The sequence below is a fragment of the Caldalkalibacillus salinus genome, assembly GCF_016745835.1.
GTDB classification, from domain to species: Bacteria; Bacillota; Bacilli; order Caldalkalibacillales; family JCM-10596; genus Caldalkalibacillus_A; species Caldalkalibacillus_A salinus.
Genome location: NZ_JAERVL010000001.1, coordinates 638,219 through 660,757, shown reverse-complemented (window position 1 = coordinate 660,757; position 22,539 = coordinate 638,219). Strand labels below are relative to the sequence as shown.

The following is a 22,539-nucleotide window of genomic DNA, read 5'->3' as shown; positions in this document are numbered from 1 at the left end:
TTTTTGTCTATGCTATATTTCGTTTGTTTTAATCTTTGTTTGTTTTTATTTTTGTTGGTAAAATAGTCGCAATATAAACTAGCTAATGATATGTACTTATCTAGATTCATTCTTACAAAAATCATTTTATCGTTTAATGCGATTTAAGGGACGTGCTTACGGCCGCTCTTACTTAGGCATATACCCTAACATAAATTGTAGAACCGAGACATAAAAAAACCTACCTTAGTATGAATGAAATCAAGCGCCGTAAAGAAGCGGCATCCATTCGTTTACTAAAGTAGGTTTGTACAGCCCATTCTTTTTATTGTGCGATATGGCAAGCGTTATTGCTGTGCCATAGCTTCTTTTTTCTGTTGAACTTTAGTAAAAGCGGTATACGAAAACCACATCATGACGTAAGCAAGTACGCTCCCACTAAAGAAGGGAATGAGCCCTGGAATAGTAAGCATGACATAATAAAAGGCAAATACCCCCACGACCATCATAATTGTCTGTACAGGGTTCATGATCATAATAATAAGCGCATTTTTGAGGACTTGAAAATTTTTAATATCATAGTGGACAAAGGTTGGAAAAACGTAAAAAAGCATCAGGAGATAAAAGAATGTGATTGTTAAAAAGGGATAATAAAGTAATTGAGTGAGACCTGAGAGTGTCTCTCTAAAGAATCTTAGGTCAACTATGAGGATAGTACCTATGATGATAAGCACTAATCCCAATGTATTACTCTTAAGGAAGTCCCTTTTATAGTATTCTAAGAACGAACGGAACACTGGAACCTCAACCTCACCCATAATCCATTTGCGTGTAATGGCAAACATAGCAGCCGTTGCCGGAAAGAAACCTAAGATAATGAGCCCACACAGTGTAAATAAAATCCAGAGTAAGTTCACGTATGCGAGCCTCATAATCCATTCTGAAACCTTATAAAAACCGCCCATCAATCCGTTCATTTGCATGTTCTTTCTCCCCTCCAAAACTGATCCAAAATTATATTCTGTTAATGTTTGTGATTGGATTCCTTTAATCTTCTAATATGAGAGATAGTCATCCCGCGCTATGATGGCGCTTGCACTTTCAGTGTATATCACAGATTATAACATATTCTCGCCTTTATTATGGATTGTTTGTATAGAAAATTCAGATAGAACCTTATATAGAAACCCTATTTGCCCTTCAATTTTTCAATACATAACATGTCAAACATTGACAGAACATATGGGTAATAAGGTTTTGACGGATTAACTAGCCTCTTTTAGACTCCTAATTAAGCAAAGGAGTATCTAAAGCTTTATGGGTAAAGGAGGGAAGCGAAACTTGAACACTCATCACCATACGAGGTTAACAGCACCTGAAATAGCTAGCTTATGGACACAGTATCTCTTTGATACAATGTCTATCTGCTTCACTAAATACGCGCTTTCTCATATAGAAGATGAAGACATCCGGCATATATATCAATATTCTTTAAAAATAGCGCAAAGTCATGTAGAGGACATAAGGGGCTTCTTTGAGCATGAGTTATACCCGATCCCCCAAGGATTTACGAAGCAAGATGTTGATGTTCATGCTCCTCGTCTTTTTCAGGATACTTTTTATCTTAATTATCTCTATATTATGAGTCTGCATGGATTATCTGGCTATTCTTTATCTCTTAGCACTTCCATTCGCAAGGACCTAAGGGATTATTATGTGACATGCAACGAAGAGGCCATGGAGATATTTCAAAAATGCGTCGATGCCGTATTAAAAAAAGGTATTTACAACCGGCCACCTGTGATCAATCCTCCTGAAGAAAACCGAATCAGTCAAGCATCAGGGATTTTTGAGTGGGTGGTTTGGACAGCGGCGTCCTTTGACTGCTATCGAAATCAGTCATATTACGTTCAATATGAATAAAATGTACCTACATATTGCTTTGAAAACAGGTTTTGCTCAAGTCTCCCAAATAAAAAACGTTCGAGACATGATTTTAAGGGGTGTCGATATAACCTTAAAACAAACCGAGGTCTTCGAATCTATGTTCCGTGAAGAACAACTTAACTTTCCAACCTCTTGGGAATCTACTGTTACAAATTCTACAGTCCCTCCGTTCTCGGAAAAACTCATGATGTACATGGTACAGCTGTCTACGCAAGCAGCCATTGCATTCTACGGTGCCTCTGTTAGCACGACAAACCGTAGAGATCTTGGGACTCATTATTTACGTCTGATACCTGAGCTTATCAAATATGGTGAGGATTGTATGAATATTATGATTGATCATGGTTGGATGGAAAAACCGCCATCAGCTACAGACCGTAAAGCTTTGGCAAAGGAGAAAAAGCAAAACAGTGACTAGAAGTTCATGTCGGTTAGGCAAATATATACATAAAAAAGCCCATTGATTCGTGGAACCAATGGGCCAAAAAACGAATGAAGTCGGCAGCTTCACTTCATAAAATTGTAAGTGTTCACAACTAATTTACAATATACTCTACCGTATAAGTACCTGTATAGGACTCAACGGTGTTGAGCCAACCGGTCACGTCGACTGTCCATTCACCCGTTTCTGGGTGTGATATGTTTACTTTCTCAGACGTAGTTGCAAATTGACCGGAGCTTCCTGCAAGTCCACCTTCCGGGTCATACACATACAGGTCGAGGTCGTTAACGGCAAGTCCCCAGTCAATTTCGACTGTTACATTGACGGCTTCACCATCGATATCAAATAGGTATTCGTCATGAGATTCCTCATCAATTTCCGCTACGCCGGGACCAATAGTTCCCTCCCATTCGTATGAGACGGTATAAGTATCGTACTCCTTCTCTTTTTCATTATCTTTATATTTGCCTTTCTGATTCCCTGCTCGAGACGCTCTAGTCACTGCATCATATGCGTTAACATAACCTGCTCCGACTTCATGCTCACTATAATCTGGCATAGGGGTTGCTGTATCAACGAGGATTTGTTTGACGATGTCTGGGTGCAAATCAGGATTTGCATCAAGCATCAAAGCGATAACACCTGATACATGAGGTGTGGCCATACTCGTACCACTAGCCGTTGTATAGTAAGGCAAATGCCCAGGCGCGATAACCTGAATATCTGTCACTAAACCTAATGAATTCATCACTAAACCTGTGCTCGATTTTGCCGCAACAATGTCTACACCTGGAGCTGTTATGGTTGGATGTAATAATTCATCTCCTTCAACCCCACGTGAAGAGAAACTAGCTAACTGGCCTTCTTTGTCTCCTGCCGCAACACCGATCACCCAAGGTGCAACAGAATAAGGATTTAGTGTGTTATCTCCAGGACCTTCATTACCGGAGGCGAAAACGACTGTCATACCTGCATCATAAGCTTCCTTGCTGGCGATATTAATAGGGTTATTAGGTGTATACTCCCCTGTCGTTCCCCAGCTATTACTGATGACTTTAATATCATAAGTTTCTTGGTGCTTAAGAACGTAATCAAAGGCTTGAAGTGCAAAAAGGATTGAGATTGCTTCGCCCGTCCCAAGACCTACAAGGTTAGCATCAGGAGCGACACCTCTATAGGTTCCTTCGCTCGCTTCACCAGTCCCAGCAATCGTACCAGCAACGTGTGTACCGTGACCTGAAGTTGTATCCGTATTCGGCACATCCTCAGCATAAAGGGAACCATCACCAAACGGATCGATATCTGCAAGTATTTTAACGTTTTGGATGGTTTTCTCCGCTAATGTTAAGTCAGGGTGCATGGCATCTATACCAGAATCAATCACAGCAACGGTCACATCTTCACCCGTGTAACCGAGTTTAGGATCTTCCCATACTTGATCTGCTCCGATATAGGACACACTTTCATTCGTATAGTACTCTAACTCTTTGTCTGCATAAATAGAGCGAATATTAGTTAAATTAAAAAGTGATTCAATCTGAAGTTTAGTTCCTTGTACTGCCACCATAGGCAACTCTTCAAATACATAAGTGTTAAGGCCTATAGAAGTTAATGACGATAAATCTTTTTCTGTTGGTGTGTCATAGTATGTAACGACTACAGTATGTAGGACTGAATCTAGTGAGTCTTGTAATAGTGTTTGTAACTCTGGGTCCACTTCAATCGCAGATGATTGGGTAGTAGCTGTAACATGGCCTAAGCTCGACACCAAAACAAGTACGGCCAATAGCATTAAAGTAAAACTTTTCTTCCAGCTCAATAACAACACTCCTTCGTGAGACTAAATTTTGTTTGTGTCTAAATTATAGCACGACAAGTGTTGTATAAAGTCAATATTTCAAAAATTAGAACTAATGTCCTAGCATCCCCTATGACGATATAGACCCCGATATCATAAAATATACTATTTTTATACATTTTATACATTTTTTAAGATGCAATTTTGCTAGTTCGTTCATAGGAGGTTTTTCAACAATCTAAGGGAGTCGCTTGTAGCAACTCCCTTTCTTTAACCATCTAATCAGGGATCCTGTTTGTGTTGTGACTGTCATTTTTGTTGTTAGTTTTATTGTTGTTGGTTCCCTCGCTTAGTCACCCCTATCGCCGCTCCATCTCTTCTTGCATCAGCGACACCATAGAACATATGGTTATCATGGTCGATATATATGCTCTGAACATTACCGATTAGACGAGGATGTTGCTCATAAACTTGCCCTCTATCTCTCAGTTCAGTAATAACATCCTCTGGTATCCCCTCTTCCCATCTCGTTACGGAAGTATGCGTATTATATATTCGTGGCTCGTCAATCGCAGCTTTTAAACTCATATCATACGCCATAATATTGAGGAATACCTGTAGCACCGACGTGATAATAGTAGGACCACCTGGAGAGCCCAAGGTCAACACAGGCTTACCATCTTGTAAAACTATCGTAGGCGTCATCGAACTTAGGGGACGCTTATTCGGTTGGACTTCGTTCGCGCCACCCGGTCGGGCATCAAAATCCGTGAGTTCATTGTTCAACATAATACCATAACCCGGGACCATAATCCCAGTACCAAAAACCTGCTCGATCGTTGACGTATAAGACACAACGTTCCCCCAACGATCAGCTACAGTAAAATGCGTGGTCTCTCCAATATCCTTATCGTCTTCTTGTGTCACAATCCCATAATCAGCTTCTGCTTCTTCATAGCGCCATGGGTCACCATGGGTCACATGCTGCCCCGCAGTCCTTACATCAATAAGACTTTGTCTCTCACTGATATATTCAGGGTGTAATAGTCCTTGCATCGGTACCTCTACAAATTCAGGATCTCCTGCGTATGCAGCCCTGTCTGCATATGCGAGTTTCATGGCCTCAGAGAGGAGGTGGTATTTATCTGCTGAGCGGACATCATATTGTTCTAGATCGAATCCCTCAAGTATCTGAAGCATTTGAATTAAGAATAACCCACCTGAGCTAGGAGGTGGCATGCTGGCAACGGTATAACCCTTATAATCTCCATAAATCGGCTCATCAACTGTTACATCGTAACGAGACAGGTCCGAAGTCGCCATACTCCCACCGAATGATTGTACAGTTGCTGCTAACGCTTCTGCTATTTCACCGTTATAAAAAGCGTCTGAACCGTGAGTACGAATGAGCTTTAAAGTTTGTGCTAAATTACTTTGAATGAACCAATCCCCTTCTTCAATTGGCTCTCCATCAGGTAAAAACACGTCCTTGGCTGCACTAGCAGATAACTTTTTCTCGTTATTCGCTACAGCATCGGCTAGTTGTCTGTCCACTTCAAATCCTTTCTCTGCATATTGTATAGCGGGGGTGATCAGTTGTTGTAGCGGACGCGAACCCCAGCGCTCTAATGCTGTCTCTAGCCCTTTTAATGTCCCTGGTACACCAACGGCTGTTCCGTGCGTCGAACGTTGGGAGAAAGGTATAATCTTGCCTGTTTCATCAAGAAACATGTCTGGTGTTGCCCCTGCTGGTGCTCTCTCTCTGCTGTTTACAATGGTTGTATCACCCGACTCGGCATCATACACCATCATAAAACCACCGCCACCGATACCAGACATCATAGGCTCGACAACGTTTAAAGTAAACTGGACGGCAACAGCCGCATCAATGGCGTTGCCCCCTCTCTCTAATACCTGGGCACCGACTTCAGAAGCGATAGGGTGTGACGTCGATACCATGCCATGCGTGCCACTCGCTTCAACCTCAGTTGTATTTAAATGTAAATCATGGTTCTGTTGCCCAAACACAGGTTGAGAAACTGATGAGTAAGTCATCGTTACAATTAAACTGATCATGATGAAGAAAGAAACAAGTCGTTTATATCGTTTATGGCTTACTAGCACACTCAACACCTCTTTTCATGGTTTCGATTTACTATTCACAAGTCTATGTGGCTTCCAATAACTTATGAATAATCATGATATAATAAAAATAGGAGAAACAGTTTGACTGCTCCTCCTAAAAATATTGCATATCATATTAATATTAACTTCTCACGCTACCATGATCTTCGCTTCTCACACTTCCGTGATCCGCGTAAAGGTCTACGCTTCTCACGCTACCATGATCTTCACTTCTCACACTTCCGTGATCAACTGTTAAGTTTGAAGCACTTGTTTTACCTATTGTCTTATAATCGACACTAGTAAAACTGATTGATAGAGCAACCACCAGACCACCAATTATTAATTTTTTGTTCATTTTAAAGCCTCCTTCTCAGTAATCTTTCTTTTTGCTTCCAAGCTTATGTTAAAATAATGTGATGCCTGTTCATAATCTCTATTCTGATAAAATTTTTGTGCAAGTTTCTCTGAATACTCTTGAGCAAACGCCCATAAATCTTCTTTATTAAAGTAGTCAATACCCTTTCTCATAATAGGTTCCAATTCATGAAGTTCTCGGTTAGAGTAATAGGCTTCTAAAATATTTAAATGATGAAGGTACTCTTCATTGTTTAAAGCTCTACATGATTCTAATCCATCTGCAACCATTTGATATGCTTTATTGTTTTTGTTAACTCTAAAATACTCTCGAGCTAAAAGAAAGCAGGTTTTATAGCGATCGGCCTGTTTGTTATATATGTCGTTTAAATGTCGTATAGCGACCTCAGATAAACTTTGTTCTGAATATAGATAACCTAAATTGTATTTGACATGAGTTACTAAATCCTCATCATTGTTTTTCTGTGCAATATCAAGTGCTGTTATAAGGTGCTGTTCTGCATCTTCATACTGCTTGACCGCTATACAGTTTACACCTAATAAATTTTCACAGTCAGCATACTTAACACCATGGCCTATATAATTGTTAAATATGTACTGAGCTTTTCTGGTATGTTCTATGGAGACTACATTTTTACCGATATCGTAATTAACCGCAGCTACTCTGTAGTGAAACTCTCCTTCTTCAATGTGATCAGGAACATGATTTATATGTTTTTCAGCTGCACGGTATTGCTCTAAAGACTCAGTAAATTGACCGATACGCCAGAAGTACAATCCTTTAAAAAAATGGAAGTAGTATTGGAGGGTATCGTTCAGATCTCTTCGATGACGTTCTACTGTTGCTAACAAAGATTCGTACTCTGAGAAGCGGTCGGTCATAAGATGGTGACGAAATTCTAATAAAGTATAAAAGTGATGGGAGTCTTGGTCCATCCTAATATGATCTCGTCTTTCATGAATGTTTTCCCTTATCAGTTCAGCCTTGGATACGTTATGGGAACGAATTTGCTTGTACCAGTCGTTTAAGAGAAAAGCGATCTCTTCAGAAGTGATCGTTGTCATGTCTATTTCTACTCCTTTCACAATCAACCCCTACGCTTAACTCCATCCTAACATTTATTACCATAATGTAAATTGGGAAACTCGTCCAAAAATATTCGTATGATAGACATGTTTATACTAAATTTTCACAATATTGTTGATTAAGATTAAAGATGTTGTTTTTTCAAGAAACAAACAACATCTTTTAATGCTATAATGCCCATTCTTTTTAAACCATCGCGGCCGAACCCCACTAAGACCTCGTCTTGTCTGCAAAAGCTTCCCTAGGATCGTAATCTTGTAGGTTTAACTCCGTCTTTTCACCTAGTGCAAGCCTAGCGAGTTCAGCCCCTAAAAAAGGGCCACTCGTTAATCCTGAAGCACCGAGGCCATTGGCGACGAATAAATGATCGAAGCCTGGTACGACCCCCATTATCGGAAGAAAGCCTGGAGTAAAAGGTCTAAAACCGACTTTTGTCTCCAAAACGGTACTTTGGACAAGTCCAGGGGCAACATTTAGAGCTTTGTCTAAAATTTCATGCATGCCACCTGCTGTCACGCGTAGATCGTACCCTACATCATCTTCGTGCGTTGCCCCAACCACTACACGCCCTTTTTCAAAGGTCAGCATGTATTGGTTATTTGGTGGCATAACAACCGGCCATTGGCTCGTATCGGTATCGGGTAACTGTAAGTGTACAATTTGAGCTTTCTGTGAAGACACTTGTAACTCAATGCCCAAGGGTTCAAGTAATGCTTTTGCCCATACTCCGGCTGTCACAATCACTTTATCGGCATCAAGCCTGTCACTACCGACCCGTACACCTGTTACCTGATCCTTTTTCACAACCAACGAGGCATCAGCATAATTGATGAGCTTTGCACCCATCCTTGTTGCTGCATGGAGTAAGCTATCTCGCAAACGCTTACCGTTGACTCGTGCAGCGCCACTGATATGGACTGCCCTGTAGACATCAGATAGTGGCGGAAACATAGCCTGTACTTCTTCACTCGATAATCTTGATATCTCACCTATCTCTGGAGCATCCTCGCGCCGTTTATATGCACGTTCCTCCATCTTGTTCAACTTGTCTTCATCTGTATGTAAGCAAATGGCACCTACTCGCTGATATCCCGTATCTGTTAAGCCTATAGCTTCTAACTCTTTTATGAGGTCAGGATAGTACTTGGCACCCGATTTAACTAACCTATACCAAGCTTTATTACGCCGTTGGGTTAGCCATGGACATATAATACCCGCAGCTGCATCAGTGGCTTGTCCATGGTCATGTCGATCTACAATAGTCACTTGGACACCTTGCTTAGCTAAGTGGTACGCCGTCGAAGCACCTAAAATACCTGCACCTATTATGATATACTGCGTCATGTTTACACCTCTATATATCCAAATCGATTGATAGACAAGAATGTGTTCATCATTTCAGTGTTCATCATTTCAGTGTTCATCATTTCAATGTTCATTCATTTATGTATCTTTTACTATATACAAAACCTCTAGTATAACTTTAATGTCATTCATGATTAGTCTACCACGCTCTCCTACCCTAATGCCATTTATGTTTATAAAAAAGACCGTCAACAAAACGATATATTACACGCTTTACTTTACATGTAACATATGGTTTCGTTTACCGGTCATCGAATATTTATATTACTGTATTTAAGCTTGTCTTTTAATCAATGTATTCCAATGAAAAATAGCCTTAGACACTGTAACGTGACAATCTATTTTTAATAAGTTGATCACCATTGTGGTTTTGACGCAAAGGAACTCTCTTAATTCCCTTTGAAAGTGTCTCAAACCATTGTTTATCTTTTGTTTGAAGCGCAAGATCAATTAAGTCAAGCCATTGTTGATCATTTGGTACGTCTGCTGGAGGTAGTTTCTTAAGTTCCGCCACTTTAAGGCCAACAGTTTTATTGATGATTTTATCGTTATCACTAGTAACAACACGCACTTTTGTCACTTCATGATTCGATTCAATCTTCTCAATAAAACCATGAACCAATTCACCCTCACCAGTGACACCACTCACCCAATCGCCTATACTTAATACATTATTTTGGTTCATAATGATATCACCACCTATTTCTTATTGTATAGGATGAACGATAAATGAATCAATAATCTTGCCTACTTACGTCTTGATGGACTTCCGCAACAATTTCGTACGAGCGTACCCGTTCTTGGTGCTCATACACATGGGTATTAACGATTAACTCATCTACTTGTGTGACTCTTAAAAATTCCTCAAGCTCTTCACGGACTCTCTGTTTGTCCCCTACGACAGACGCTTGGAGCTGTTGTTTAACCACTTGTTTTTCATGTGGGTGCCAAATCGTCTCCATCTCCTCAACATCAACAGGTGGGTCGAGGGGTTGAGGACGACCGCGAATCAAGTTTAAGAATTGCAATTCCTGAGATGTTGCTAGCATACGTGCCTGGTCATCCGTGTCGGCAGCGATGACGTTCACTCCAGCCATGGCATAAGGCTCATCTAATACTTTAGATGGCTGGAATTGACGACGGTACAAATCAAGTGCCGCTAATAAATGATCAGGCGCAAAATGACTTGCGAATGCAAACGGTAAGCCAAGTTTTGCTGCTAATTGAGCACTGAACCCACTAGACCCTAATAACCAAATCGGAATGTTTAATCCTTCTCCTGGTATAGCCCGCACTCGTTTCTCACCAGGTTCTGGTGCACGGAAAAATTTACGCAGTTCCTCTAACAATTCGGGGAAGTCTTCGCCACCGGTCCTTAATCCTCTGCGTAGCGCTTGAACAGTCTGTTGATCCGTTCCAGGCGCCCGTCCTAAACCTAAATCTATGCGCCCAGGGAACAAGGTTTCTAAAGTGCCGAATTGCTCAGCAACCATAAGTGGCGCGTGATTAGGTAGCATGACACCCCCTGAACCGACTCGAATCTTATCTGTATTTGAAGCGACTTGACCTATAAGCACAGAAGTGGCTGCACTAGCGATACCTGGCATATTATGATGCTCCGCTAACCAGAATCTTTCGAAGCCCAATTTCTCAACATGTTGCGCAAGGTCAATGGTGTTGTGTAAAGCTTGTTTTGCGGTTGATTCTTGTACTATAGGAGATAAGTCTAAAACAGACAGTTTAATATCTTTTAATGCTTTATGATGCTCTTGCCCTTTTTCAGTCAAATAAGTTCACTCCTGTACTCTCTGTTATGTTCATATTATCGTTAGCATTTGTCTTAAATGAATGTTTATTCTACGCCGAAGCCCTCTAAAAGCCTTAGACGAGCAGTGGAATGTGTAGGTTAAATATAGGTGGCTTAGGTTTATACATCACGCTCCTCTACATTAAATTTTGAAGGAGATAAATGTCTTTTGCAATTCATATGCTTAACGCAAAAACGGTATCGTGACCGATACAAATGGCCGAAGATACCGTTTCTTTGTCTTTATAATGCCAACTCCCAAGTTTCCATCACTAAACCTTTACCGAAAGTCTCATGCTCCTCTTCTGCTACAAGCTTGAAGCCGTTCTTACTATAAATATGTCTTGCTGCCTTCAATGCACGATCCGTCACTAGTTCTATCTTCTTATAACCTACTTCTCGACAAAATCCAATGACTTCACTGACGAGATGTTGCCCCAAGCCTTGTCCTCGTGCTTTATCATCAACAAAGAATAGACGTAACTTAGAGACGCTATCTGATGACTTAGCAACCGCGATCGAACCTACTATTTCTTCCCCGATCTCGGCAATCCAACAACGTTCACGTTGCTGGTCAAAATCTCTCAAGAAATCTGCTGCAATCTGAGCGACCATCGCTTCAAATTTTTGATCCCATCCGTACTCTGTAGCATAGAGTACACCGTGTTTGTGGAGGATCATGCCTATATCACCTGGTTGATGCTGGCGAAGCGTATACGTTCTCTCTTTCACTTGTGTTTTTTGTGTTTTCTGATTTCTCTGTTCAGTATGGATTGATTTAGTCATCTCTCATGCTCCACTCCTCTTCGTATGTCTCTGGGCATATATTGCTAGAATATTATAACAAATCATAACGATTTATACACTAAACTAGTCTCGAGATTTTTGTTGTTTGTTTATTGTCCACCTGCTAGAGGAAAAGCTGACGGTATTGTATTCATAAAAAAGGCTACCCCTCAGGATAGCCTTTAAGTTCAAAATCATTTTTTGGCATCTGGATGTTCTTTTAATTCTTCGCCTTTCTCACCAGAATAGCGGCGTCCCCAGCCGGTAATGACGGCAATTAACATAACGATAAGGAGCCCCCAACCTTGGAATACGAATGGGAATACAGCAGTAGGACTTACCACGTTGACGAAATCATAGTTCTTTGCCACAGCCTGTATGGTGGCCCACGCCAATAGCACACCACCGCTCCAAGGGAATATATACCCTAACGATGAGGTGACGGTATCTAATAAGTTTGCCCGTCGGTAAGGATGTAACTTGTACTCTTTACCTAGCTTACTGACAAATGGGGCAGCAGCGATCCCCGCAGCCGTGTTAATCGTTATGAATGAATTTAATAATGCAACGATCCCATAGATGACGAATTCTGCACGGCGCGCGACGTTCTTAATCTGTTTCATGAAGAAGGATTTAATGACGTCCATCGTACCTGCTAATTCTAACAAATGTGCTGCCGCTAAGATAAATAAGATGAGTATGGCCATATTGAAGTAACCACCAATACCAGCCATAAGCGCACCTTCAATAACAGGAGATTCACCTTCACCCATATAGATATTGATTACTTCTGACATCGATGTGCCCGTAAAAAACATTAATACGATCGAGGCAAGTATCCCCCAGGTTAAAGAAGTAAGTAGATGATGTCCACTCAAGGCAAGATAGATGACCAATGCAAAAGGAATCAGTAATATTAGCCCTTCAGGACTGACTTGCTCAGATAACCTTGCAATGACATCTTCACTGCCAATGCCGCTACCTCCCCCGAATATAACGAATAAGATAAGGGAAGGAACTGCAGCCGCTATTGAATACTTGAAACGAGAACGTACAACACCAGGCACGTCCGCTTCCTGAGTGGTTGCTGACACGATTGTAGTGTCGGATACTGGCGCGAGATTGTCTCCGAAAACCGCACCACTCAAAATGGCGGCAAGGAGCATAACAGGATCTGCTCCTAGAACAATACCAGCAGGATACATTAACGTACCAAACGCGGCAACTGTGCCATATCCTGTCCCAACGGCTGTTGAAAACATAGCGGCTAACAAGAAAGTAAGACCAACATATAGTCCACCCGTTAACCCTGTCTGAAAACCTACCCAGATTAACCCATCAACGAGACCACCTGCGGATAGTAGGTTAGCAAACATACCAGCCCAGAACCAGGCGATAACGGCAACTACCCCAATCGGTTGGGCCATTCCTGAGAACAACGCTTGAGCGTAATCGGACCATTTAGATTTTGTAAAAAGTAGGCCAATACCAATCCCGATCACCATACCAAGTACGAGTGCCTCTTCTGTTACTAAGCCTTTTACACTAAGTGTAATGGCCCATACAATGAAAAAAACGAGTGGTATCGTGGCCATAAAAGGTCCCCCGCGGAACTCAAGTCTAGTAATTTCCTTCTGTCCCACTGCATCATCGACTGTGCTGTTTGATTGTGCCAATCACTTTCCCCCCTTATGTGTATTTTCGGTTAATATCTAAGTGTTGACTTGAATCTATGTTACCATATTTTTTTATACGTGTGTAATAGTTTTGTGTACATACAATAGACTAATTTCCATATAAGGTGGAATGATTTTAATATAAAACCAATTTACTGTCTGTAAAATATGATTAATATGCTTCCTCCCGTGATATTGGGAAAACTTTTATGATATCAGAACACCTGTTGTCTGCCTTTGACAACAGGTGTTTTACTCTTCATTTCTTTTGACTAGTAATGGATTGAGCTACTTGTACCGCACGAACACAGAAATGTTCTATCTCTTCCCGTGTCTTGCCTAGCTTGCTAACAAATCGAATGGTTTCATGCCCGTCTTTAAAGGCGATAAAACTCGGAATGCCAAATACATCATACTGCTCGGCCAAATCAGGTAACGTATCTCGATTAACTTGCACCATCCGTAATTGATCCCGGTACTGAGCTTCAACTTCAGGCATGAATGGGTCAATACGATGACAATCTGGACACCAATCTGCGTAAAATTTCACGACAACATGGCCTTTTTCAATCGTAGATTGAAACGCTTCAATTGTCTTGATCTCTTGCATTTTTTCTCTCCCCTTTTATTAACAACTTTTTTTAGTATAACAGGATGATCGATTGTAAATCTTCTATGATGATCGCGATTATGAATTTTTTATTATGTTTGTTATACAGTGAACCCTTTCACTCTAGATGAGCTCTCTTTTCCACTCGCTATGTTTGAAGTGACCACAATGGCTAAAATAATAGCTGTGACCCCACTCGTGAGCTTTCCAATGATCATGGCGAAGACCATTTCCTTATTAATACCAGCAACAAAGGCCAAGTGACCGCCAAAAACAAAGGCGCCACTTACAGCAAAGGCCACATTTATAATCTTACCTCTTTCATCCATGTTCTTTAACATAGCGAACATCGGGATGGCGTGAGCAAGAGCAGCAATCAACCCCGCTGTGGTATGAGCGTCTACACGCAGTAGTGCCCCTGCTTTGCTTAATGGCGTCTGAAATACCTTGGTAACAAACGCCACCAAAGGGAAAGCACCCGCAAGGACCATGGCAATCATACCAACGATTTTAAACCCTTCTTCAACTGGGGTCATACCAGGTATAATGACGTGTCCCGTTAAGGTCTCAATGATAATACATGACAAACCGATCGTAGCTATAACTTTAATCGCTTTGCCAAAAAAATGAAAGCCCTTCATGATTTGAGTTGGGAATTTACACAGACCTAAAAGGATGAAGGCCGAAAAGATAACGGTCGGAATGAGATTCCTAATGACCATTGTGATGTCTAATCCAGCTAAAACAGCCCCAACAAAGCAACCGATGGGGATCGTTGTCATTCCTACTAAAATGCCCTTGGCAAAAACGTCGTGATCTTCTTTTCGTATAAGGCTCAACGCCACAGGGATTGTAAAAACAATGGTAGGCCCCATCATCGTCCCGAGAAAAACCCAGGAAAACAACGCCGCCTCCTGATTTTGCCCCATTTCTTGGGCTAATGCGTATCCCCCCATATCCAATGCTAGAATCGTGTTGGCAAACGCCGCAGGATCTGCTCCGATCCACCCATAAACGGGACCGACGATAGGTAAGAGAACTGAAGCTATCAAAGGGGCCAGAGACACAATACCAACCATGGCTAAAGTCAATGTCCCCATAGCCATAAAACCTTCCTTAAATTTATCACCTAATCCAAAACGGTTGTCCATACAATAATCGATGGCGCCCATACACAAAAACACGACAAGTATATATATAATGACGTCATTAATCATACTACTCTCCTCAATTTCCCTAGGCCTATGACTTGTTCCGAACTAAAATGGTTAAGTAAACAGTCTCATGATCATTGTTTCCACGCCCAATAAACGTCTTTTACTTTAAAATAGAATTAATCAAAAATTTGAACTATCACGTTCATTATATATGAAAAATAGTGAGTGATAAATGAAGGGAATAATCGTTCCATAGACGTGATATTATGTCACACTATTCTCGCTTGATGATTGAAATAGGCAAATTTGCCGAGGATGGCACCAATATCTTAATTCGGAAGGGTTGGCTAGAGCAGCCACCCACGTTTGCAGATAGAGATAAGTTAGCCAAAAAAAAAAATTCCCGTCCTCAAACTTAGTGAGTGACGGAAATGATGTTTTATAACGCTTTAGTAGACTGACGGATGATTAATTCAGGCTCGTATATGACACTGTCCAACTCGGTTTTCTCTTTTTTAGATGTGGCATGTTTTTCCCTGATTAAATCGACAATCATTTTGGCTGCCGTTTCTCCCATTACATGTTTTGGATGATGGATGGATGACAACTTCACCTCAGATACCTGTGCTAAAGATGAGCTGTCATAGCCCACGATGGACATGTCCCTAGGCACTTGTATTTTCTGTTCTCTCAGGACATCTAACAACTGTAGGACAAGCTCATCGTTATATCCTACGATCGCAGTGGGTTTATCCTCTTGGTTTCCTAACAGGTTTTTGAGCTCCTGAATAGGCTTTGTCTTTTTTTCTTCTGAATAATAAGTAATCATATGCTTCGGATTAATAGGAATTTGGTGCACACGATGAGCCTTGATATAGCCTTTCATACGCTTCACACCTTGCATATCATCCGTTTGGAAAAAACCAAGGATGGTACGGTGCCCTTTCTCTATTAGATGTTCCGTTTGAATAAAGCCACCCTTCTCATCATCCATCATGATACATAGCGGCTCGAGCTCATCGTAGAAAGCGTTCACCATGATATAAGGAATATTTGAACGCTCAAGATTAAGATAATAATTAATATTAGGATTGGAAAATGCACTCTTGGTCGGTTCAATGATCAGACCATCTACACCTTGGGTGAGTATATTTTCTAGTACTCTTTTTTCGTTATCTAAATTATTGTTGGTACTAAATAGACTCACCTGGTAGCCCAACGAACTAAGGTACGATTCAGCTCCTCGTATAATCTCTGGGAAGATATAATCCGAAATATACGTTGTCATGATAGCGATATTTTTCTGATCATGGTTTTTGACGTCTTGTAATGAACGATCGGCACAAAATGTACCAGCGCCTTGCTCCCGGTACAGCCAACCTTCATTAACAAGTTCTCCTATGGCCACGCGGATGGTATGACGACTCACACCGAACTCTTTCATCAACTCATTTTCTGAGCTAATCTTCTGATGGGGGACAAAGGTCCCATCAAGTATTTGTGATCTAATGGCTTGTTTCACTTTATTATATTTTGTTTGCACTTCAATACCTCGATTCTATATATGGTTCTTGACATCATCGCACAACGTCAAATATTACCTATATGTACGTATAAGTCAAGATTACCATAACATGAACACACTCTGCAAAGTTCATGTGAGGTTTGCAAGTTACGATAATCTACGTGCGATCTCGTTCCATTGGAGTTCCTTTTGGAATTCAGACACTTTCGTCGATTCGTTAATCGTGACACACTCAATGTCGGTTAATACGGACCAATCATGTAGCTGTTCGGGTGTCACTTGGAAAGAGAAGACCGTATGATGAGCCCCACCGGCATGGATCCACGCTTCTGTCGCTTCACTTAATGATGGTCGTGGCTTCCATAGGACTTTTGCAACAGGCAAATTTGGCATGTCATGCGTAGGTTTAACAGCATCCACCTCATTAATCACAAGTCGGAAACGATGACCCATATCAACTAAAGACGCATTCAATGCGGGACCTTCAGCACCGTCAAAGACCATACGTGCCGGATCTTCTTTTCCTCCGATTGAAAGTGGGTGTACTTCAATTTTTGGACGAGTGGCCGCCACTGTCGGACAAACCTCTAGCATGTGTGAGCCTAGCACTAGGTTATTGTTCGGTTCCAAATGATACGTATAGTCCTCCATAAAGGATGTGCCTTTTCCGTCAGCTATGATTTTCATCATTCTTAAAAGTGCGGCCGTTTTCCAATCCCCTTCTCCACCAAAACCGTATCCTTGGGCCATTAGACGTTGGACGGCTAGACCTGGAAGCTGTTTCATCCCATGGAGGTCCTCAAAGTTCGTCGTAAATGCGCTAAACCCGCCTTCTTCTAAGAAAGACTTCATGCCTAACTCAATTCTCGCTTGTTCTAATATCGCGTCCCGATATTCCGGTGAGCGCTTCGCCTGAGGGTCAATGTCATACTGCTCCTCATATTCTTCATAAAGCGCATTCACTTCAGAGTCGGAAATGTCCTTCATACGTTGCACAAGGTCACCGATGCCAAAAGCAGATATGGACCATCCAAACTTCATTTGCGCTTCAACCTTATCACCTTCAGTGACAGCCACTTCACGCATGTTATCACCAAAGCGAGCGACCTTAAGATGCTTTCCGTCTGTAAAGGCAACCGCCGTACGCATCCATTCTGAAAGACGTCTTCTAACGGTTTGATCCTCCCAATGTCCGACGACAACCTTCCTTGCAACGTTCATCCGAGCCCCAATAAACCCATACTCTCGATCGCCATGTGCGGACTGGTTAAGGTTCATAAAGTCCATATCAATGTCTCCCCAAGGGATATCACGGTTAAACTGCGTATGTAGATGTAATAGAGGCTTTCGAAGCTCTGATAGCCCTCCGATCCACATTTTTGCTGGGGAAAAGGTGTGCATCCAAGTGATCACACCCGCACAGTCCTCATCGACACTTGCGGACGCACATACGTGACGAATGGCATCCGGGGTTGTTTGAACTGGTTTGAGTACAATCTCGTACGGTATGCGACTGTCCTCATTTAATGCCTGTACCATCTGTGAGGCGTGGCTTTCAACCTCTCTAATCGCTTCTTCACCGTATAAATGCTGACTACCAGTCACAAACCAAAATTGATATTGTTTCGTTTTTAACATATGACTCTCCCTCCCAGAAGGTATCTTTTGCTATCAAATCATGATTAGGTTAAAAGTGGCCTTTATCGAACCTGTGATTGGCCGCCCTTGTCTTTTATTAGGCTTTGATATTAGGCGATCCTTGAGTTTCTTTAGATAGAGATAGACCAGGCTTATGACTCTTCTTTAAGGGCTTTAAGCCTTTTCATGATGTCATTCTCACCTCGACCAAAGTAGTCGTGTAATCTTGTATATTCCTGGTATAGCTTCTCATAAATGGCGACATTCTCCGGAATTGGTTTGTACGTCTCTTCCTTCACACGCCCCATGCGTTTGGCAGCCTCGGTAATATTACGGTAGCCACCTTCTTCTTCACCTGCAGCCACGGCTCCGAACATAGCAGCGCCTAAGGCAGGTGTTTGTTTAGAAGCAGCCACTTTAATTTCTCTATTCGTCACATCAGCGTATATCTGCATGAGTAACTCGTTTTGTTGAGGTAACCCACCACAAGCATATAACTCGTTTACCTCCACACCGTTTTGGTGGAAAGCGTCTACAATTTTCCTCGTGCCGAAGGCTGTCGCTTCTAGCAAAGCTCGGTAAATCTCTTCCGGCTTAGTCAACAACGTACAACCGATTAATAATCCACTGAGGTCGGTGTCTACCAGCACAGAGCGATTTCCATTCCACCAGTCTAACGCGAGCAGCCCTGACTCACCCGGCTTGTAAGTGGCCGCTCTTTGTTCAAGGTACTGATGGACATTTAGGCCCTCTTTCTCAGCCTCATGCTGAACATAAGCTGGCACGGCATGATCAACATACCAAGCAAAAATATCTCCTACAGCGGACTGTCCCGCTTCATAGCCTAAGTATCCAGGGATGATGCCGTCCTCAACGACGCCACACATACCCTCAACTTGTTTTTCTTCGGTGCCTAAAAGCATATGACAGATTGATGTCCCCATCGCCATCACAAGCTTTCCCGGAGTGACAACCCCCACACCAGGTACGGCAGCATGGGCATCCACATTCCCGACTGCAACAGCCGTTCCTGGCTTTAAACCCATCGCTTTAGCCATGTCCTCTGTCAATTCGCCAGCTTTTGTACCTAATGGTAAAATGTCCCCTCGTAGCTTAGTCTCCACAACATTTTCCAAGCGAGGATCTAGTGATTTGAAGAACTCTTTTGACGGATAACCGTCCGTCTTGTGCCAGATTGACTTATAACCTGCTGTGCAACTATTTCTAGTGATACGACCTGTCATCTTAGACACAACCCAGTCCGTCGCCTCAAGGAAACGATCAGTGTGCTCATAGATCTCTTCGTCTTCATTTAAAATTTGCCATATTTTCGCCACCATCCATTCCGATGATAGCTTCCCACCGTATCTAGGAAGGAATGCTTCTCCTCGTGAAGCGGCAATCTCATTCAAGCGGTTGGCTTCATCTTGAGCAGCATGATGTTTCCACAACTTCACCCAGCTATGTGGGCGCGCTTGCCACGTTTGATCAAAGCATAATGGTTCCCCCGCTTCATCGACAGGCAACATCGTACAAGCAGTAAAATCAATGCCGATGCCGATCACATCATGTGGATCAATATTCGATTCTTGAATAACAGCCGGAACTGACACCGTTAAAACATCGAGGTAATCTTGAGGATGCTGCAATGCCCACTCATGACCTAAGGCCACTTCGCTGTTAGGCAGAGCTTGGTCTATGACACCATGCTTGTACTCGGTGACGTGATTGGATACTTCATGCCCATTTTCTAGGTCTATGAGAACGGCACGTCCAGATAATGTGCCGTAATCTATACCAATGGCGTATTTTTTCATTATTTATTTACCTCCTTAACCATACTGGCTACTTTTGCCCGTAATAGGCGTTTGCACCATGTTTGCGTAAAAAGTGACGATCTAATAGCGTTTGGTTCATCCGTGAGACCTGAGGCTTAATGCTTTTCGTGCGCCAAGCCATTTGGGCCACTTCCTCTAACACAACGGCATGATATACAGCCTCCTCAGCGTCCTTTCCCCATGTGAAAGGCGCATGAGAATGAACAAGGACACCCGGAATTTGTAGTGGATCTAAGGAAGAAGAGTGGAAGGTCTCAACGATGACACGACCCGTTTCAAGCTCATAGTCACCGTTAATTTCGTCATCAGTCATTTCTCTTGTACAAGGCACATCACCGTAAAAATAATCAGCTTGTGTTGTACCTAGGATTGGAATGTCCTCCCCAGCCTGTGCCCAACTCGTCGCACATGTTGAGTGCGTATGTACGATACCGCCAATATCTTCGAATTCACGATAGAGTGCCAAATGCGTAGGTGTATCCGAGGAGGGCTTCAGATCCCCCTCAACCACATTCCCCTTTAAATCAACGACAACCATATCCTCGTTTTTGAGGTCTGAATATTCAACCCCACTGGGTTTAATCACCACTAATCCATTTTCTCGATCAATGCCACTGACATTTCCCCAAGTAAAAGTGACCAGTCCATATTGAGGTAGTGCTAGATTTGCTTTGCATACGCTTTCTTTTAACGCCTCTAACATGTTTTATTCCTCCTCTCTCCTGTTATGTCTAACCCTATTATACACTTGTACGTACATATTTTGCAGTCCTAATTTTTAATATTTTTATTTTTTTTGTTGCTAAGTAAGAAAAACAACACAGTCACAACCGTACATATTGCCTGATCAAAAGGGATTTATCTCACAGTGCGGTGTTTTTATATGTACGTACATATTAGTGTTTTTATTGCATTAGTTATTTTGTTGCAGATCTCTGATCTCATCTGCGGCTTCTTTTAATGCTTCTTCAGGGCTTTGAGAACGCTGGCGCAGCACATTATTTAACACATTTATTGTTAATTGCTGTTGGACGAGAGGATTATGTTCATTGATATGAATAGACTCTATTTCATCTCTCATTTCTAGTAGAATGTCAAAAATATCATCGTTAAAGTATTCATAGTACTGATTGTCTTCTAACATTTCAGGACTGTCCCACACATCCCAACGAGGTGGGTCAAACCCTAATACTCGCCAAAGGTCGATGTTACCTTGCTCTGATAGCTTAGCAAAAGCTAAGAATTCTTTTGCCAGATCGGCATGTTCGCTTTGGTTTGTCACCACTGTACCTGTACCACCAGCACCAGCGGAACGATCGCCCCCCTCTTCCCACCGTGGTAAGGGGCGAATACGCATTTTACCGTTTAGATCCTCCATGTAATCCGTAAACCGACCCATATACCACATTGGCATCATCACTGAAGCGGCACCTTCATCGTTCATAAATCCGTAATACTCTTCAGCGTGATGGTCTCCACCGGGCGTTAACATAGCGATTTCATGATCATAAATGAGATCTTGTAAAAACTGTAATGTGTCAATGTTCGTGTTGTGATCTAGAGTGACTTGACCATTTGCGTCAAAGAAGTCCGAACCTTGCTGCTTAAGCATAGGCCAATAAGCCCAGTAGTCATTGGTTTCGACTGTTGTCATAACAGCATCAGTGTTAGCCACCACTTGTTTACCGGCCTCGACGTAGTCCTCCCAGGTCTCAATCTGATCAATATCGACACCCGCTTCATCCATGATGGCCTGGTTATAATACATCACTGTGGCCCCGACATGTGTCGGTAACCCATAATACACCCCGTCTTTGGCGTAAACATCAAATCGTGAAGATACAAATTGATCCAGAAGAGGTTCAACGTATTCATTCATCGGTTCTAATTGAGGCTCCCCTTGGAGAAAGTTTGGAAAACGCCCCAGCTCAATGTCTACAAGGTCGGGTGCACCTTTTCCCGATTGCAAAGATAGCAACAGATTATTATGCATATTATCGTACGGATAAGTTTCAGCTTTCAGTGCGATAGGACGGTCTGGATGCTCTTCATTCCAGCGAATAATAGCGCTTTCAAAAAAGTTGATGTGAAGTTCTTGAAAGGTCCAGAATAAAAGTTCTGTTGCTCCCTCATGCTCCTCTCCGATCAACCTTGTGCTGTCAGCTTCAGTCTCGCCTTGACCACATGACGTCAGAATGATGGCTAATACAACGACCACCATAAGGCTTATTAAATGTTTTTTCATACCCATAACATGACCTCCTTCTTAATTTAAGCAAGCTAAAAGTATGAGTGTCTGATGTTCACCTCTTCCCCGGAAATTCAACCTCCTCCCTTCAAAACATACGTGCCTTTTTACAAAACGCTACAATAGGTACGTAT

At 42.1% G+C, this 22,539-nt stretch carries 20 protein-coding genes; 3 read left to right on the top strand and 17 right to left on the bottom strand.

What is annotated here, in order from left to right; translation table 11 throughout:
- Positions 1-326 precede the first annotated feature (326 nt).
- The gene (locus JKM87_RS02985; protein ID WP_202077711.1) at positions 327-962 is read right to left on the bottom strand and encodes a YesL family protein; all 636 of its coding nucleotides are present in this window, start codon (positions 960-962) and stop codon (positions 327-329) included.
- A gap of 358 nt (positions 963-1,320) precedes the next feature.
- Between JKM87_RS02985 and JKM87_RS02980 the strand changes: the two genes are divergently transcribed.
- Both JKM87_RS02980 and JKM87_RS02975 read left to right on the top strand, forming a co-directional pair.
- Complete coding sequence (locus JKM87_RS02980) at positions 1,321-1,902, top strand: DUF3231 family protein (protein WP_202077709.1); 582 nt, start codon at positions 1,321-1,323, stop codon at positions 1,900-1,902.
- The gene (locus tag JKM87_RS02975; protein ID WP_336885117.1) at positions 1,829-2,344 is read left to right on the top strand and encodes a DUF3231 family protein; all 516 of its coding nucleotides are present in this window, start codon (positions 1,829-1,831) and stop codon (positions 2,342-2,344) included. The genes JKM87_RS02980 and JKM87_RS02975 overlap by 74 nt, the downstream gene beginning before the upstream one ends.
- A 118-nt stretch (positions 2,345-2,462) precedes the next feature.
- Here the strand turns inward: JKM87_RS02975 and JKM87_RS02970 are convergent, their stop codons facing one another.
- From JKM87_RS02970 to eutH, 11 genes are all read right to left on the bottom strand, one after another.
- Positions 2,463-4,187, bottom strand: a complete 1,725-nt coding sequence (locus tag JKM87_RS02970; RefSeq protein WP_202077705.1) for a S8 family serine peptidase — start codon at positions 4,185-4,187, stop codon at positions 2,463-2,465.
- Between the two features lie 306 nt (positions 4,188-4,493).
- The gene (gene ggt / locus JKM87_RS02965; RefSeq protein ID WP_202077703.1) at positions 4,494-6,242 is read right to left on the bottom strand and encodes a gamma-glutamyltransferase; all 1,749 of its coding nucleotides are present in this window, start codon (positions 6,240-6,242) and stop codon (positions 4,494-4,496) included.
- A 190-nt stretch (positions 6,243-6,432) separates the two neighbouring features.
- On the bottom strand, positions 6,433-6,648 hold the full coding sequence (locus JKM87_RS02960) for a hypothetical protein (RefSeq protein WP_202077701.1): 216 nt from the start codon (positions 6,646-6,648) through the stop codon (positions 6,433-6,435).
- Positions 6,645-7,733: a response regulator aspartate phosphatase gene (locus JKM87_RS02955; protein WP_202077699.1), complete on the bottom strand. Its 1,089-nt coding sequence runs from the start codon at positions 7,731-7,733 to the stop codon at positions 6,645-6,647. The genes JKM87_RS02960 and JKM87_RS02955 overlap by 4 nt, the downstream gene beginning before the upstream one ends.
- Before the next feature lie 232 nt (positions 7,734-7,965).
- Positions 7,966-9,099: an NAD(P)/FAD-dependent oxidoreductase gene (locus JKM87_RS02950; protein ID WP_202077697.1), complete on the bottom strand. Its 1,134-nt coding sequence runs from the start codon at positions 9,097-9,099 to the stop codon at positions 7,966-7,968.
- Between the two features lie 337 nt (positions 9,100-9,436).
- Complete coding sequence (locus tag JKM87_RS02945) at positions 9,437-9,805, bottom strand: IDEAL domain-containing protein (RefSeq protein ID WP_202077695.1); 369 nt, start codon at positions 9,803-9,805, stop codon at positions 9,437-9,439.
- 49 nt (positions 9,806-9,854) lie between these two features.
- Entirely contained in the window at positions 9,855-10,907 is a 1,053-nt protein-coding gene (locus JKM87_RS02940) for an LLM class flavin-dependent oxidoreductase (protein ID WP_202077693.1), read from the bottom strand.
- 263 nt (positions 10,908-11,170) lie between these two features.
- Positions 11,171-11,713 carry a GNAT family N-acetyltransferase gene (locus JKM87_RS02935; protein WP_202077691.1) on the bottom strand — a complete coding sequence of 181 codons (543 nt, stop codon included), beginning with the start codon at positions 11,711-11,713 and terminating at the stop codon, positions 11,171-11,173.
- Between the two features lie 194 nt (positions 11,714-11,907).
- Positions 11,908-13,389 (bottom strand): Na+/H+ antiporter NhaC family protein, encoded by a 1,482-nt coding sequence (locus tag JKM87_RS02930; RefSeq protein ID WP_236838514.1) that lies wholly within the window; start codon positions 13,387-13,389, stop codon positions 11,908-11,910.
- A gap of 259 nt (positions 13,390-13,648) precedes the next feature.
- The gene (locus JKM87_RS02925) at positions 13,649-13,999 is read right to left on the bottom strand and encodes a thioredoxin family protein (protein WP_202077689.1); all 351 of its coding nucleotides are present in this window, start codon (positions 13,997-13,999) and stop codon (positions 13,649-13,651) included.
- A gap of 101 nt (positions 14,000-14,100) precedes the next feature.
- Positions 14,101-15,216, bottom strand: a complete 1,116-nt coding sequence (gene eutH, locus JKM87_RS02920) for an ethanolamine utilization protein EutH (RefSeq protein WP_202077687.1) — start codon at positions 15,214-15,216, stop codon at positions 14,101-14,103.
- A gap of 203 nt (positions 15,217-15,419) precedes the next feature.
- On the opposite strand from eutH, the gene JKM87_RS02915 reads away from it, so the two are divergent.
- Positions 15,420-15,575 (top strand): DUF3231 family protein, encoded by a 156-nt coding sequence (locus JKM87_RS02915; RefSeq protein ID WP_336885124.1) that lies wholly within the window; start codon positions 15,420-15,422, stop codon positions 15,573-15,575.
- A 20-nt stretch (positions 15,576-15,595) separates the two neighbouring features.
- Here the strand turns inward: JKM87_RS02915 and JKM87_RS02910 are convergent, their stop codons facing one another.
- The 5 genes from JKM87_RS02910 to JKM87_RS02890 all read right to left on the bottom strand — a co-directional run bounded on the left by JKM87_RS02910 (position 15,596) and on the right by JKM87_RS02890 (position 22,402).
- Positions 15,596-16,699, bottom strand: a complete 1,104-nt coding sequence (locus JKM87_RS02910) for a substrate-binding domain-containing protein (protein ID WP_202077684.1) — start codon at positions 16,697-16,699, stop codon at positions 15,596-15,598.
- 129 nt (positions 16,700-16,828) lie between these two features.
- A complete protein-coding gene (gene araA / locus JKM87_RS02905) occupies positions 16,829-18,319 on the bottom strand; it encodes an L-arabinose isomerase (RefSeq protein ID WP_202077682.1) in 1,491 nt (496 codons plus the stop codon).
- 152 nt (positions 18,320-18,471) lie between these two features.
- Positions 18,472-20,139: a ribulokinase gene (locus JKM87_RS02900; RefSeq protein ID WP_202078070.1), complete on the bottom strand. Its 1,668-nt coding sequence runs from the start codon at positions 20,137-20,139 to the stop codon at positions 18,472-18,474.
- A 25-nt stretch (positions 20,140-20,164) separates the two neighbouring features.
- Entirely contained in the window at positions 20,165-20,860 is a 696-nt protein-coding gene (araD, locus tag JKM87_RS02895; protein WP_202077680.1) for an L-ribulose-5-phosphate 4-epimerase, read from the bottom strand.
- A gap of 210 nt (positions 20,861-21,070) precedes the next feature.
- Positions 21,071-22,402 (bottom strand): ABC transporter substrate-binding protein, encoded by a 1,332-nt coding sequence (locus JKM87_RS02890; RefSeq protein ID WP_202078068.1) that lies wholly within the window; start codon positions 22,400-22,402, stop codon positions 21,071-21,073.
- Positions 22,403-22,539: the final 137 nt, after the last annotated feature.